13 protein-coding genes are annotated in these 15,667 nt (G+C 45.1%); 7 read left to right on the top strand and 6 right to left on the bottom strand.

Annotated features, from left to right (window positions below; all coding sequences use genetic code 11):
- Positions 1-197: 197 nt before the first annotated feature.
- Both GCE9029_RS04830 and GCE9029_RS04825 read left to right on the top strand, forming a co-directional pair.
- Positions 198-1,463 carry an acyl-homoserine-lactone synthase gene (locus tag GCE9029_RS04830; RefSeq protein ID WP_062661297.1) on the top strand — a complete coding sequence of 422 codons (1,266 nt, stop codon included), beginning with the start codon at positions 198-200 and terminating at the stop codon, positions 1,461-1,463.
- Complete coding sequence (locus GCE9029_RS04825; protein ID WP_062661294.1) at positions 1,456-4,383, top strand: ATP-binding response regulator; 2,928 nt, start codon at positions 1,456-1,458, stop codon at positions 4,381-4,383. Before GCE9029_RS04830 ends, GCE9029_RS04825 begins: the two co-directional genes overlap by 8 nt.
- A 72-nt stretch (positions 4,384-4,455) precedes the next feature.
- Here the strand turns inward: GCE9029_RS04825 and GCE9029_RS04820 are convergent, their stop codons facing one another.
- Genes GCE9029_RS04820 through GCE9029_RS26910 form a run of 3 tightly spaced genes read right to left on the bottom strand, consistent with a single transcriptional unit; the run spans position 4,456 to position 6,388 of the window.
- A complete protein-coding gene (locus tag GCE9029_RS04820; RefSeq protein WP_062661292.1) occupies positions 4,456-5,748 on the bottom strand; it encodes a TRAP transporter large permease in 1,293 nt (430 codons plus the stop codon).
- Positions 5,745-6,248 (bottom strand): TRAP transporter small permease, encoded by a 504-nt coding sequence (locus tag GCE9029_RS04815; RefSeq protein ID WP_046306845.1) that lies wholly within the window; start codon positions 6,246-6,248, stop codon positions 5,745-5,747. The genes GCE9029_RS04820 and GCE9029_RS04815 overlap by 4 nt, the downstream gene beginning before the upstream one ends.
- Positions 6,249-6,259: 11 nt before the next feature.
- Positions 6,260-6,388: a hypothetical protein gene (locus tag GCE9029_RS26910; protein ID WP_269449268.1), complete on the bottom strand. Its 129-nt coding sequence runs from the start codon at positions 6,386-6,388 to the stop codon at positions 6,260-6,262.
- A 296-nt stretch (positions 6,389-6,684) separates the two neighbouring features.
- Here GCE9029_RS26910 and GCE9029_RS04810 point away from each other — a divergent pair, with 296 nt between their 5' ends.
- Genes GCE9029_RS04810 through GCE9029_RS04795 form a run of 4 tightly spaced genes read left to right on the top strand, consistent with a single transcriptional unit; the run spans position 6,685 to position 10,765 of the window.
- Entirely contained in the window at positions 6,685-7,335 is a 651-nt protein-coding gene (locus GCE9029_RS04810; RefSeq protein WP_002541911.1) for a GntR family transcriptional regulator, read from the top strand.
- 41 nt (positions 7,336-7,376) lie between these two features.
- Positions 7,377-8,441 carry a Gfo/Idh/MocA family protein gene (locus tag GCE9029_RS04805; protein WP_062661291.1) on the top strand — a complete coding sequence of 355 codons (1,065 nt, stop codon included), beginning with the start codon at positions 7,377-7,379 and terminating at the stop codon, positions 8,439-8,441.
- 11 nt (positions 8,442-8,452) lie between these two features.
- Positions 8,453-8,908: a type II 3-dehydroquinate dehydratase gene (gene aroQ, locus GCE9029_RS04800; RefSeq protein ID WP_062661289.1), complete on the top strand. Its 456-nt coding sequence runs from the start codon at positions 8,453-8,455 to the stop codon at positions 8,906-8,908.
- Positions 8,909-8,911: 3 nt separating this feature from the next.
- Positions 8,912-10,765, top strand: coding sequence for a bifunctional sugar phosphate isomerase/epimerase/4-hydroxyphenylpyruvate dioxygenase family protein (locus GCE9029_RS04795; protein WP_062661287.1), 1,854 nt, complete (start codon positions 8,912-8,914; stop codon positions 10,763-10,765).
- A gap of 81 nt (positions 10,766-10,846) precedes the next feature.
- Here the strand turns inward: GCE9029_RS04795 and GCE9029_RS04790 are convergent, their stop codons facing one another.
- The 3 genes from GCE9029_RS04790 to GCE9029_RS04780 all read right to left on the bottom strand — a co-directional run bounded on the left by GCE9029_RS04790 (position 10,847) and on the right by GCE9029_RS04780 (position 15,103).
- Positions 10,847-12,316, bottom strand: coding sequence for a DUF1501 domain-containing protein (locus GCE9029_RS04790; RefSeq protein WP_062661285.1), 1,470 nt, complete (start codon positions 12,314-12,316; stop codon positions 10,847-10,849).
- A 53-nt stretch (positions 12,317-12,369) separates the two neighbouring features.
- Positions 12,370-14,136: a DUF1800 family protein gene (locus GCE9029_RS04785; RefSeq protein WP_082804319.1), complete on the bottom strand. Its 1,767-nt coding sequence runs from the start codon at positions 14,134-14,136 to the stop codon at positions 12,370-12,372.
- Between the two features lie 736 nt (positions 14,137-14,872).
- On the bottom strand, positions 14,873-15,103 hold the full coding sequence (locus tag GCE9029_RS04780; protein WP_046303275.1) for a hexameric tyrosine-coordinated heme protein: 231 nt from the start codon (positions 15,101-15,103) through the stop codon (positions 14,873-14,875).
- Between the two features lie 128 nt (positions 15,104-15,231).
- On the opposite strand from GCE9029_RS04780, the gene GCE9029_RS04775 reads away from it, so the two are divergent.
- Complete coding sequence (locus GCE9029_RS04775; protein ID WP_039850553.1) at positions 15,232-15,645, top strand: MarR family winged helix-turn-helix transcriptional regulator; 414 nt, start codon at positions 15,232-15,234, stop codon at positions 15,643-15,645.
- The last annotated feature ends 22 nt before the right edge of the window (positions 15,646-15,667 follow it).

Genomic DNA, 15,667 nt, shown 5'->3' with positions numbered 1-15,667 from the left:
TGACATAAAACACGGTAGGAACCGAATTCGCTGATCTATCACCCTCGTCAACGACTTATGGACAAGCAATCGCTCTCTTTTATGTAAACCGTCGTAACTGTTTCAATAAGTAGACAATTGCGAGTCTCGTCTAATAGCTGTATCAAAGTGATCGTACACTTAACTGGACTTTATTGAACCACGTCGAGGAATTAAGTATGTACGACATCAATATCACCCCTTCTTACACTCAAATCACTCTGCAACAGAAGATCATCTCTCTCAGTGCAGCGCAGCCAACAGAAAACAATAAGCGTGCTTTCATGCAGTATGTGAACCAATATATGTATGAAAATCATTACTTTGACTTGTTCGAAAAAATTGTTTCTTACCGTGTTAGCGAGATTCATCAAGCACAGGATCCTGAAGCACCAAGAGGTAATCTCTACACCACGTTGACATCTACACTTGCTGAGTCGATAAACGGTATCCGCCCGATTAAAAACCTTCCATCTCTTTTCCTTTACATTGAACGCATTGCAATGACGTTCTATGGCGACATTCTGATGTGTTGGGCGGAATTCAAAGCGTTTCAAATTAACGAGCAAGCAAGACAAAACCTTCAGGCACACTATGAAGAGCAGCCCGTGTCGGCAGAAATGGAAAACGTGAGTGAGATGTATCGCTATGAAGTAGTGGAAGACATTCGAAATGACGAGCGGCTTTTCCTGACCAGTCACTCGCCTTACCCAATGGTACTGTCTCTTGCCAATGTGCTTATCAACCTTGAAACCTTCGTTAAGCAGCAACATTGGTACGAAATGCTTTACTACCTGGATATCTCTGCCTCAGGTGAACACTTCATTCTGTATCAGGATGTGGGTGGTAACGCTCCATTGCTGCTTTCTTCAGCACTTATCCAACGCTATGCACAACATGACAACTGGCTAACTTTTGACCCATTTTTCCAAACAGATAGTTGGACTCTGACCTTATCAAATGAGAAAATCCGTACATTAGAAAGATCTGGTATTTTTTCTAACCAGTTGAAAAATAAAGTAAACACTGAATCTGTTGAGAAATTTGATTATTCTCTTTTGCGCGCTGTTACACAAAAGCAAGCTGTCTGTGAAATCATCAGAATGGCAATTAGTGGCCCACGCGAAAAGTTGAACCATGTCCTTTACCTGACACTCAAATATCTGACATTGAAACTCGCCGATATTGGCCTTGAAGTGGCTTATACCATCGTCGAACAACCTTCTATCCTCGGGTTCTATCAATCTGTGAATAACGACAGTAACAACATCCTCCCCTACGTTGCAGTCTGCAAACAGCACGTAGCGGGCACAGCCTTGACCACCTATCAGGGAATTGTCTTCACAGGGCCGATGAGTCAGGCATTCGAAGAAAACAGCTTCAGAGATTACAACAAGAGAATCATTTCGATGCGAAAACTCGCGAGAGCTTCGGCCAATGCATGAATTTATACAGGCAATTTCCAATAACTATATAGCGATTTTCTTGGTCGCGATTGCCGGTATTGTTGCGATTTGGGCGACCAACTTCGCACGTGCTTTGGCTAAAAACAGGTCGGGGATAACCCGACCTTTATATCGCCCATACACGCTTTACACCATGTTCATTTCGGCGTGGATATTGTCTAACGCCTATTTCCAATCTGGTTTGCTCGTCTACCTTGGCGAGCCCGCTGCCACCATCATGGCACTGGCCGCGAACATGTTCTCTGGTCTGGCATTTGCGTTTGCTTACCTGTTCTCTTGCCGCTTGGTTTCCGAGCGGGAAGGTTTTCAGATCAAACGCTGGTATTGGCTGTTCTTCCAGGCTACCTGCCTCATTACATTGGTAACCAACCTGATACCCGGACTGAATGTGGTATCCGTTGATGTCTATGACATTGGCAACTTTGTTATCAGATTCGGCCCCACCAGCGGATTGTTCTTTGGCATTTTGATCTTGCTGATCATCATGACTTTGACCAACTTCGTGCTCTCCAGCCGAAGCAAGCTCAAGCTGCAGCAGATTAAAGCCAAGTACATGGTATTAGGCATGGTGGCTTTTATTGTCTCCACCTTTATGGCGCACTTCCTTATCCCGGTAGTGTTCAATGACTTCTCCGTTGTCTGGGTTCCGCCTGCGCTGTCTATCATTGAAGCGTTGTTGGTCGGTTATGCCCTACTGCATAACCGCTTCTACAGCAGTCGTTATATCGCGATGATTTCTGTCAGCTTCATGCTGAATGCCGCCTTGTATATCGTACCTATATCCTTACTAACGACACGCCACTTCCAAATGGAAAGCATGCTGTTTGTGGTTTGGACTGTCGTTACGGGTATGTACTGGAACCGTTCTCATAAGTTCATCCGCGCACAGGTCAACCGACTTTTCTATAAAGAGAAAGGTAACCCGGTTGAAAACATCTGTAACTTGATTGGTGAGTTTCGCTACTCAACAGATGATGCGGTGGTACAGCTTAACGAGGTGCTGAAAGCCAAGTTTGGCCGCATTCAGAAAGTGGGGAACAATTCAGAAGAGAATAACCTTTTCCTTTCCTGCTTCCATGGCGACCGTTCAGTGCTGGTCAAAGAGGAACTGGAGTACGAGATTAAGCACGAGGACCCGGAAGTTCAGGAAGAGCTTCGTGATGTCACCCGCGCGATGGTCAACGCTGGCACCTCTTTGGTTCTCCCCATTACGAACGAGAAGAACGAAGTCACGCATCTGTATATGGTGTCGAAAGAGAAAGAGAACGATCTCTTTTCCAGTGAAGAAATCATGGGTCTACAGCGACTATTTGATGAAGCAAACCGATTCATTGTCACAGAAGACAAGGTGCGTAAATCTCAGGTACTTGCTGGCTCCATCGCCCATGAGATCCGCAATCCACTGACGAAAATTAAATATCACTTCGAACGTATCGATGCCGATATGTTCGGCGTGGAAAACGGGTCGCTCGCACCTTTTGCATCTCAGGATATGAAGAAGCTTTACCAGGAGCTGTCTGAAGGTAAAAAAGCGGTGCAACTCGGCACCCGCTTTATTGACGCCATTCTTGACGAGCTTCGTGGGGATGGCATCAGTACCAGCTTGTTCTCTTACTACTCCGTGGGTGATCTGACATCCCAGGCACTCAAAGATTTCAGCTTCTATAGCGAAGACCATAGAAACAGAATCGACCTGAATCTTGAGGAGGATTTTTTCTTCCACGGCAGCGACACGCTATACAGTTTCGTGTTGTTAAACCTGCTCAAGAATGCGGTCTACTATTTCGATAGGTACCCAGAAAGCCGGGTCAGGATTCACTTTACACAAGCCGCAGAGGGAAATGCGGTCCACTTGATAGATACTGGCCCGGGAATCCCAGCAACTCAGGTCACTCATATTTTTGATGAGTTCTATACCAGTGGTAAGAAGCAAGGTAATGGCCTTGGTCTATCTTACTGCAAACGTGTGATGGAGTCTTTTGGCGGTAGTATCCGATGCCATTCTGTTGAAGGAGAATTTACCGAGTTCGTCCTCACCTTCCCTTCAGTCGATCAAGAAGAGCAAGATGAAGAAACACAGGGACGCATCAAGCAATATGTCGCAGGTAAATCTTGCCTCGTTGTTGCGCAGCCTGAGTCAGGAAGTTGGCTTTCTAAGGAACTGGGCGCACTCGACATTAAGGTTTGTTTTACCAACGATGTCGAAACCGGCTTTACTCATGAGCTCAATCATCCTGTCGATTTCATCGTGCTGGAACAATCTGAGCTGAATAGAGACATTGGGCTCGTGAAAGCACTGCGGGCCGGTGACTTAGGCCACCATGCGCAAGTCACGCCAGTTCTGGTGTTTGACGCAAAAGACAGTGAGCCAACCGAATTTTCAGAGCATTTGGTTCAGGGTGAAATTGAAGGCGTGTTCGACAAACTGACCTTCCTACGCTCATTCGATAACCTCATTGATGAAGGCAAACTCGCAAAGCTTGGCAGTCTGATTGGTAAGCGCGTATTGGTAGTTGACGACATGCAGGTCAACCGCATGTTGGTTAAAGCGTATCTCACCAGCGAGGGCATTACAGTTGATGAAGCCTCATCAGGCGATGAAGCGATTCAAAAAGTGGCGAATGAGAACTTCGATCTCATTTTGATGGATATCCATATGCCAGGTAGAAATGGTATCGACACCACCCATGAAATCCGTCGTTTGGTTGGCCCAATTCCTGTTATTGCTCTCTCGGGGGAATACAGTGAAGAAGTGACTCTGGCGATTCGTGAAATCATGCAGGATCACTTGGTTAAACCGATTACCAAACAGCAGCTTCTTAAGACACTCACCAAATGGTTGGTTGATAGCTTTGTATCATCCAAATCGATGCAGAATGAACCGGATACCAAGCATTAAAAACGAAGCGTGAAATGCAGAAAGAAGAAAAGGCCATAAAGGCCTTTTCTTTTTATGTACCAAGTGAAATCGCTATCCCTGATAGCCCATCAACCTTGGCATACTTAGGATCAAGTCTGGGAACAAGATCATAATGAACAGTGCTGCCAGCAGAACGAAGATGAACGGAATCACTTGCTTGATAATGCCCGCCAACGGAATCTTGGTGGTGCCGTTTATCACGAACAGCAAGACCCCGTAAGGTGGCGTAATCAGGCCAATCATCAAGTTCACGATGGTCACGACACCGAAGTGCACGAGGTCGATACCTAATTCACGACAAGCCGGTACAAACAGCGGAACGATAACCAGAATCACGGTCGTCGCATCCAGCAGGAAGCCAAGACCGAGATAAATCAGGTTGACGATCAGCAAGAACTGCAGCGGTGACAAGTCTGCCGCCGTAATCATTTCTGCAATCGCAGTCGGAACATTCTCTGTCGCTACGATGTAGTTGAAGATCAGTGCAGAACCGATAACCAGACCGACAGATGCCGACGAGTACGCACTTTCTTTCAACGCCATGTACAGTTGCTTGAAGCTGATTGAACGGTACGCTACTGCCAGAATCAACGCATACGCCGCTGCCACTGCCGCCGCTTCTGTCGGCGTAGTAATACCGCCATAGATACCAAACAGCAGAATCGCTGGCATCATCAGTGTTGGCAAAGCGCGGAAGGTAATACGCGGGATATCCTTCATCGGCGTGCGTGGTTCTTTCGGGATATCCATCTTGGTGGCCATATAGGCGTTCAGGCCCATCAGAACCACACCCATCAGAAGACCCGGTACCAAACCTGCGATAAAGAGGTAACCGACAGAGGTATCAGACACCAAGGCGTAAATCACCATCGGAATCGAAGGCGGAATGATCGGACCAATTGTCGCCGATGCGGCAGTAATCGCTGCTGCATAGGACGGCGGATAGCGGCCATCTTTGGTCATCATGTTAATGATAACGCGGCCCACACCCGCGGCGTCAGCAACCGCAGAACCCGACATACCAGAGAAGATCAGACTGGAAACGATGTTAACGTGTCCTAAGCCGCCACGGAAATGGCCAACCATTGCGACACAAAACTGGAGTAGTCTGTCCGTAATACTGCCTGCGTTCATAATGTTCGCTGCAGCAATGAAAAGAGGCACAGCCAGCAGAATAAAGCTGTTGTAGAACCCCTGAATAATTTGTTCGCCTGCCAGCGCCAAGTCCTGACCACTGACTGCCAAGTAAACAATGGCACCAATAATCATGGAGAAAGATACCGGCGTACCGAAAGCCGCCAGCAACAGCACTGTCACCAGACATAGTGTTAAAGCTAAACTCATTCTTCCACCTGCTCATCCTTGTCTTCTTGCACTTTGTAATTCGGATTCAGGAATTGAATCAGTGCAAGGCCGTAGCGGAGAATAATCGCACCAAGGAAAATCCCGTAAATGCTGAATACATAATCAAGGCGCCATTTCAGAATTGCGCTTTTCTTGATTTTGTAGAACGTGATGTAGTCCCACGTCGGCAAAAAGCTCATCCCGAAACCGATGATGATGCCCAGTGCAGACAAGATCAGAAAGATACGTTGCACTTTCCCAGGCACACTTAAAAAGAGAAGATCAAAGCGAATGTGATCTTTATGACGCAGACAAAACGCGCCCGCCCAGAAAATAACCCAAAGCCATAAAGTCAGAAGCACTTCTGACGACCAGCCAATCGGATCATTCAAGACGTAGCGGGAAAATATTTGCGCGCAAAAGAGAAGGAACATTACCGCCAACATGGTGACTGCAACGCCATCTGCTATTCGCTGTAACCAGTGCAGAATCGTTTTCACAACATGACTCCCTAGTTGTTGTGCTTATCGGCAATCAAACTAAAGCGTTGGATGCTCAGTTCAGAAAACACCAAATCGACCTTGGTATTTCCCCGCCCTAATCCATGGCGACAGCCTTCCCTGTCCCAGAGTCCTTCCATACTTCACTCCTTGTTGTCAGAGACTTACTGCCTCTTTGTTGTAAGACGAAGCCTCATGGGATTCGCCCTTATTGACCTGTTACTAGCCTAGACGAAGTGATTGTTGATTTGTTACCCGATTGTGTCTCATTTGTTAAAACGTCACCTATTTTTCAAATTAGGGGATATTTTTAGATTTATAGCCCATTCACAAAAACGAGACAGATGCGAAGAAATTTAGGGAGTAAAACTGAAAAGGCATCGTGATGAAGTCGATGCAGATTTCTTAAGACTCAGTTTCTTTGAGGCACGGATAAATGACGCTGTACGAAACACTTCGCACGGATTTGTTGAAAGGTGAGTTTGAGCCGGGAAGCCGACTCAGAATGGAATCGCTGAAAGAACGCTATGGCAGTGGTGTGAATCTTTTGCGCGAAAGCCTGACAAGACTCTCCTCTGAAGGCTTGGTGATTGCAGAAGGCCAGAAAGGCTTTCATGTCGCAAGCTTTTCAATCCAGAAGATGGAAGAACTCACCCGACTTCGCATTCTTCTTGAAACAGATGGCGCCCGCGCGTCCTTTGCAAACGGCGATATGGAATGGGAAAGCAACCTGGTTGCTGCCCACCATAAACTCGAACACGTCGAGAGCAAAATGCGCGAAAACATCGATGAGTATTTCATGATGTGGCACCGGTGCGATTACGAATTTCATGCAGCTTTGATTGGCGCATGCCAGTCAGAATTACACATGCACTACCACAGACAGGTCTACGATCAATTTAGGCAGTTCGTCGTCATGGAACTTCGCACAGAAGGATTTCGTGGCAAATACGTGGTTGATGAACACCAAAGCGTGTTGGAGGCGGCATTGAAACGCGACCTCGATGCCTGTGTGAAAGCATTGGAAACCCACCTAGGCGGTTTCCTTACCAGAATGAAAGAAACAAGTACCCAAAATCGACAGTAAAGCCTGTCGCATCATAATCATAACAAGGAAGTAAGTAGTAAATGGAGAAGCCAAGAATCGCCGTCGTCGGAGCAGGATTGATCGGCAAAAATCATATTCGACTCGTCTCGGAGAGCAAAGCGTGCGACTTAGCCGCGATTGTTGATCCGTTTGAAGCGAGCATCGACCTCGCCAAAGAATATGGCGTGCCCCACTTTGAAACCCTCGTGGAATTGCTTGATTCAGGTTTGGCGGATGGCGTTATTCTCGCCACCCCGAATAACCTGCATGTCCCGCAAGCCAAGCTCTGTATTGAATATCGCATGCCAGCACTGATTGAGAAGCCAGTGTCTCACACTGTTGAAGAAGCCAACTCATTACTCGACATCGCCACCAAAGAGCCCGGCATCTGGGACACCTTACTGGTCGGTCACCACCGCATGCACAGCCCAATCATCAAACGTACCCGGGAAATCATTGAAACGGGTGCGATTGGTCAGGTGGTCGCTGCTCATGGTAGCGCCATGTTCTACAAACCTGACGATTACTTTGTCGCGGCACCATGGCGTACCAAAGAAGGTGGCGGCCCCATTCTGATAAACCTTATTCATGATATCGGCAACTTACGTTACCTATGTGGCGAAATCGTTGCTGTGCAGTCCATGGCGTCTAATCGCCGTCGTCAGTTCGAAGTCGAAGACACTGTTTCGATCAATCTCAGCTTTGCCAACGGTGCACTCGGTACATTCCTGCTTTCAGACACCGCTGGCTCTGGTCAAAGCTGGGAACAAACCTCGCAGGAAAATAAAGCCTACGCGAGCTATCCCGATGAAGATTGTTACCACATCGCAGGCACCAATGGTTCGATTTCAGTGCCAACCATGCGTCTCAAATACTACAAGAGTGAACAAGAGCGCTCATGGTGGAAACCGTTCGAATGTGAAGACGTGTCTCTTCATCGTAAAGACCCATTGGTTGAGCAGCTCAACCACTTCTGCCGCGTGATCCGTAAAGAAGAAAAACCATTGGTCACAGTAAGAGACGGCCTGCAAAACCTTCGCGTGACGGAAGCCGTGGTTGAGGCAGTGAAGACCGGTCGCACAGTATACATTGACGACATCGCATAGGAGGGCGTGACATGAAATCTATTCTGGTAATGAACGGCCCAAACCTGAACATGCTGGGTCAACGCGAGCCCGGACTTTACGGACACAGCACCTTGGCTGATGTCGAACAGCTTTGCCGAGATGCCGGTGAAAAGCACGGTGTTGTCGTTGAGTGCTTCCAAAGTAACCATGAAGGTGAACTGATTGAAGCTCTGCACAATGCTGGCCGCGCAGTGAAAGCAGGAAAAATGATTGGCGTTGTGTTCAACGCAGGCGCTTACACGCATACCTCTATCGCCCTTTATGACGCGATTAAAGCGGCAGAAGTCCCTGTGATTGAGCTTCATATTTCCAATGTGCATGCTCGTGAATCGTTTCGCCATCACTCCTACCTTTCACCTGTCGCAGTCGGTGTGATTGTTGGGTTTGGAATTGAAGGCTACGCCCTGGCTATCGACGGGCTAGTCGCAAAGCTGGGGAGCAAATAACGCATGATTTACTCCATCGCAACGGTTTGTCTTTCAGGCACCCTGAGACAAAAAATCGAAGCCATCGCCAAAGCAGGTTTTCGTGGCATTGAAATCTTCGAGAATGATCTGATCACTCACAACGGATCAGTTCACGAAATCCGAAGCATGTTAGACGATCACGGTCTTGAGGTTGTTACCTATCAACCCTTCCGCGATTTCGAAGGCCTCCCTTCCCCTTACCGGGAAAAAGCGTTTGATCGCGCGGAAAGGAAGTTTGACCTGATGGAAGAACTTGGCACCGATTTGTTGATGGTCTGCAGCAGTGTATCGCCCCAAGCTTTGGGCGGTATCCAACGCGCAGCAGATGATTTCCATGAGCTTGGCGAGCGTGCAGCTAAACGCAATATGCGGGTTGCATATGAAGCCTTGGGATGGGGTAAATACGTTTATGATTATCGCGACTCATGGGAAATTGTGCGTCGCGCCAATCACAAAAATGTCGGGCTGTGTCTCGACACATTCCACATTTTTTCTCGCCAGACCGAGCTGGATACCATGCTCAACATTCCCGGCGACAGAATTTTCCTCGTACAGGTTGCGGATGCCCCTAGCCTTTCGATGGATCATCTCAGTTGGAGCCGACACTATCGCTGCTTCCCTGGGCAGGGCGATCTTCCCATTGGACAGTTTGTGTCTAATCTTCACGCGACGGGTTACGACGGGCCTTTCTCTCTTGAGATTTTCAACGATCAATTTCGTGCAGGCTCGACGGAAAAAACCGCCCGAGACGGCTACCGTTCACTGGTTTATGCCAACCGCGCGGCAGAAAAATCCGCTGATACAGAAGCGCTTGAAATTCCAAGTGTCAACCCGCCCAGCGAAGTGCAGTTTATTGAATTCGCCGTCAGCGACAATGAAAAGCTCGCCCTGACCAAGCTGCTGTCTCAGCTTGGCTTTTGTCACGCTGCCACCCACAAACGTAAAGATGTGGAATTGTGGAAACAGGGGAATATTCATCTGGTGATGAATATGGAGCCAGATAGCTTCGCCCAGAATTTCCACCAGCAGCATGGTGTCTCCGTTTGTGCTGTCGGGTTAACCTGTACCCATGTCGACGATATGGTGGAGAGAGCTAAGAAGCTCGAATTCTCGCCAGTTTACGGAAACCCTGAAAATGACACGCATGGCATTCCTGCCATCTATGGCCCTGGTCAAAGCCTCCTTTACATGGTGGATGACGCTGACCAGCCTCCGCATTGGGAGCGCGAGTTTAAGTGGTATGAAGACGCTACTCAACACGCTTTCCTTAACAAAGTTGACCACGTAGCTACCACCATGAGTTACGAAGAAATGCTTCACTCAGTGCTGCTCTATCGCGCAATGTTCAGTATGAAAACCATGCCTACCGTCAGCGTTTCAGACCCTGGTGGCTTGGTGAAAAGTCAGGCCCTGCAAACGCCTGATAAAGGGGTGAGTTTCACGCTTAACAGCACCCAAGCGTCGCGCACCGTATCTAGCCGAATTCTCGATCAATACGCGGGTACTGGCGTCAATCATATCGCTCTTTCAACCAAGGATATTTTTGCCACCGCCGAATTTATGGCCAAACAGCAGACAGAGATGATGCCCGTCACCGCCAATTATTATGATGACTTGGCCGCCCGGTTTACCCTTTCTGATGAAGTGATTGAAAAGCTCAAACGCTACAACATTCTTTACGATGAAGACGAGAATGGCAGCTTCTACCAGCTCTACACCTCCATGTTTGCAGGCAGGTTCTGTTTCGAAATCGTCCAGAGAAATGGGTATCAAGGATTTGGCGCTGCAAACAGTCAGATGAGATTAACCATGCAGGCAAGGGAGTTAAGGGGTTAATAGCCAATAGTTTTTTGATTATTCAAAGAAAATAGCCGGGATTGTACCCCGGCTACTAACGTATATTTTCCCTCTGATACGCTAAATAGTCATCACTCCAAATTCCGGCTCACTATTATCATCAGGGTTGTTAGCCAACAACGGGAATACATCCTCAATTTGGTCTGCTTCAAGACCAAGCCAATCCAGCATATATGCCGCATATTCTTCGTGAGAGATCTGAGGAATTAACCTTCCCTCTCCGTTGTCATCATCACTATTGTCTTCATAATCCGGATAATTACCGAAACACCGCCTAAAGTCAGAGTCATCACTAATCGTTTCAGCTACGTTTGGTCCGAAGATAAATTGGCCTCCTCCCCAACCATGATCCGTACCGTCCCTATCATTTGTATGCATAGTTCTGCCGAACTCTGACAGAGTGCATGTCATAACATCTTGATGATCACTTCCTAGAGACTCATAGAAGAGTTTAATGACTGTTGAAAACTCCTTCATAAGCTCACTCTGTCTTATTTCCTGATCAGCGTGAGTATCAAACCCACCCAATTCAACAAAAAATACCTGACGGGTTCCATGATTCCCTCCAAGATCATCTTTAGCCTCAATCATTTGCCTAACTGCCCTTAGCTGAAGTGCAAAGTTTGATTCAGTATTTCCTGATTTATAGGAGATCGAAGTATCAGCTGGAGTGCCGTCTGGAGAAAAAATAGGCTGTAACTCACCCGAGTAGAAATGCGCTTTCTTCATTGCATTTGCGTAAGCTGACGTTAACGGTGAAGGACGTGATACAGGAATCATCGATGAGTTTCTGGTATAGTCGATACTGTAAATATTCTGGTAATAGGTACCCATTCTTCCAAATGAAAGACGGAGAGGATTAAAACCTGTTTTACTTAAGTAAAGTGCTTCTGTTTTATTGGAGTCCATCAATTCATGTGGACCCGCATAGAAGTTATTAGAGATAAAACCTTCAGATGAATCTTGAATTGCATCAAGAGCACTACCAAGCCAACCTAACTTACTTTGATCACCTTCTTTGTTTTGAAAGCTTCTTTGCCATGCCTCTTGCTGCTTGTTATGCGCAAACAAATTATTGGGCAGTTTGGCGCCACTTAAGTTCTCTTTATCAGTTTTTTGCAGTAAAGTGCCAACATTTAGCACAACATTAGCATTCCCACTTTGGAATAATTCTTCCAACTCGCTCATATCATTATGAATAGATATAGCTTCCCCATTCCCATCTTTTAGCTTGGCATCCCAATATAATCCATCAATTGTAGGGGTATCTGTACCTTCCTCTTTTGGGAGAAAAGCACTCCTTTTGTAGGTATATTTAGTATATATATTATTTTCACCATCAATCCTAGCAGGAACAACTTGATGAAAAAAGTCATTACCGCCTTTAAGAAAAATACAAACCAGCGCTTTATGACCACTGTCACTTCTATTGATCGTTGATGCATTCACCTTAAAACTAATATTCGGAACCATTGCTGCCAATCCAGTAGCAGTAACACCTCGAACAAAACTTCGTCTTGTCACTTTCATTATTTCTCTCCAAATTTTATCATAAGACTGTTTAAGATTTCCTTCTTCGGCTCTTATGAGTCACAGACTACATAACTGCCGCCAGGAGCCTCAGGAACAGTTGTTCTATAAGAGAAAGAATTTAAATTCTGTTGCACATGAAAATAAGGAGAAGACAAAGCTAGCGCCAGTAATCTTTGGGTCCAATTGTGTGCCTGTATCGATAAATCCCCTCGAGGGAAAGCATCTATAAGTTGTTTTTCCAAATCTTTTGGCATAAAGGAGTTAAAAAATCGTGTAGAAACAGCATTAACAAAACTAATTTTGTCTGAGACTTTTACGCTATTATAGAAAGGACCAATATCCACAAATAGTAATTTCCTATACGTGTCGTAGATTGCACCATTACTTGGTATGAGACAAGTGTTGGGATTTACAACTCCCTCCCCATAAGTTACATTTTTATTGAACATACCAAAAATATGATTTTGTACTGAAATGATGTGTGACCAATCTATTATCTGTAGTTCTGGAGAAACTAGTCCATCGTCACTATATTCACTGGGTAGTAATTCAGTAGGTTGATAATCAGGTAAGTAAAAATTAAAGACTGATGGAGAACCTAAGGGGTATTGGTTGCAAGTTCTTAAGTAAAGTAAGTCATGCTCAATTTTTTTATTTGATTGGTCGTCTCCAGCCCCAACATTTGGCAACACGTCTACATTTAGAGCACGATATATGTAAACAAGTGACAGCCATGGCTCACGGATCTTGCTCATGTACTTGGGAGGAGCAGTATACACCTCATTATCAGATACAATAGCCCATATAACCGCTTTCAATTGGCCTTTTTCTTCTCCAGGTGCAGGAGCCTCATAACCCAATTCAATTAGCTTATCGGTACCATCATTGAACACATCCACTACACGTTGCAAATACCCGCTACTAGGGTTAGATGTCACTAAGAGTTGTATGAGCTTAAAACAAATATTGATGGCCGTAGAAGGGTGATTCTCAAGTGTTGTCAGAAGTATTTCTAAATCAGTTTGACTATTTTCTGCATTCTCGCTCTCGTCAAATCTATTATTATTCTCGTCGAATACTACCGTACCATTGAAAAGAGTCTTAGATCCAACATCTCGAACATCTTCGTTCTCTATTTGGATCATTGGTTCATACCAACTTTCATCATCTCTAACCCAACCAGTAAATACTCTAGCTAGTTCACGAATATCATCTTCTGTGTAGCAAGGAATATATTTACCCTGTGAATCTAGCTTATATGTTGCTTCTAACCCATCTAAAGTATGGTCGATTTCTCTCTCATATAATCCGCAAGAAAATAACTGTAGGATTTCTCTAGCATAGTTTTCATCAGGATTGTCTTTAGAGTTATTGACCATCGTAAGATAATGACCCATTACAGGAGAACGAGTCACGTCTCTAAGCAAATCCTTGTATGTACCAAACGCATTTTTTACAAGTATGTCATAGTAATTCGCAAGTGCCGAAGGCCTGCCATTAAGTTCTTTATCTTTATCCGAGACGACAAAAACTTGGCTTAATGCATAGGCTACTTTCTGCCTCAATTGGTCGGGTTTGAAAAATGCGATATCCAACCATGAACGAACTCTAGCAGAGGATTGTACGACGCCACCACTTTGAGATTCTGTTTGTAGTCTATGCCATGATGTTTCCATATCTATTTGTTCAGTAAACCATTTAATAGTACTTTCATTTAATAGCTGCACACTTTCGTTTTTCTTTGGTCCGAATGTACAAAGATCCAACCACCTTAAAGCATGAGGTCTTATAGAAAAATTAAGTATCGAATTACTCATATCATTTATATCCCGCATTTGGTTTGTTTTTCTTTATGTCTAATGATTTTTAGACAGAGTTTTTCATTGAAGGCTTGAATCTGCCTACCTAGCCATATTTATCTAAAATCCCTAAAAATAGGGAATTCATCCCGAACCTTAAACACGTAAACCTTATGCGTCAACAGATTAACCGTCCAAATAACTAGACAAATAAAAATAAAAAATCCTTAGGTTCATATACAGTGTCTTTAAATGTAATTAAAATAACATTTATGAGAAATTAAATGCGAAAAAGAAAACTTCCAACTTTCAAGAACTGACATTTTTCCTTTGTAAAAGGGTAGCTTTACTTTAATACGGTTATATTTTCAATATCTCAGGACTAATATGGTTTCATATCATCTGGTCCATTATGTATAGCGAGAATCTGTAAAAAAGTTTTTTATGGTTAAAAAGAAGATTTTGGCTGAAAGGATACGATAGAGTTCTACGTTGGAGAGATATCTACTTGATGTCTTCTAATAAATAACCAGACATAAATCTGTACTTCTTAGCGTTTCTTCACATCTTAAATCAATATGTTACGTGATTGTTTGCAGGCAGATTCTGTTTCGAAATCGTTCAGAGAAACGGGTATCAGGGATTTGGCGCTGCAAACAGTCAGATGAGATTGACCATGCAGGCAAGGGAGCTGAGCAGCTAAGCTAACCACTCAAAGCCATCACCAAGATGGCTTTGAGTGGTTAACATACAGTCAAGCCTTCCAATAATTATTCGCCGCCGCGACCGTCTGAAAATTCACGGCAATAACGTGGGAAACCGCGATCAAGCTGTCTGCACTTTCCGCATATTCAGGACGTAGCTTCTCTCTCGCTTCCGCTGAAGGTTGAGTATATTTCACGCCCATTCGGGACATTTTAATGGCAAGTTGATAGCCAGCTTCTGGGCTGTCTGTGATTAACGTCGGCAACCATGCATCACTCATATTACTTTCCTTATTCTTAAATGATCGTACACATACTGTTCGTACACAAACTATATGTCAACGAAATGATGTGACAATCAAGGCAAGTCGTAGATAATGAGACAAGTTACAAGTTATTGGAGATCACCTTGGCCGTTGCAGATATCGATAAACAGCTTTGTTTCGCCCTTTATTCAGCGTCTAACCGCGTGACGTCTTTGTATAGACAATTGCTGGACCCATTGGGACTGACCTATACACAGTTTGTGGTGATGATGGTGCTTTGGAAAGAAGACAAGCTATCTATCACTGAGTTGGCTTCAAGAGCAGAGCTCAGCAAAGCAACGATGACGCCGCTGTTAAAACGATTGGAACAAAAAGGACTTATCCAACGTGCCGCCCTTCCAGACAACGACAGGCAGAAGTCTGTTGTATTAACCCAAGAAGGCATTGAACTGTCCCGAAACAGCGCAGACATTACCGACAAAATATTCTGCATGACCGGACTCAGCGCTGAAGAAGCGAACACCATGATCTCGCTTTGTAAAAAGCTAGGCCGCTAACACGTCGTGAAAAAAGCCGTCT

It is taken from the genome of Grimontia celer (assembly GCF_900055185.1).
In the GTDB taxonomy this organism is placed as follows: domain Bacteria; phylum Pseudomonadota; class Gammaproteobacteria; order Enterobacterales; family Vibrionaceae; genus Enterovibrio; species Enterovibrio celer.
The sequence above is the reverse complement of the archived record's forward strand: the minus strand, read 5'-3'. Positions and strand labels throughout refer to the sequence as shown.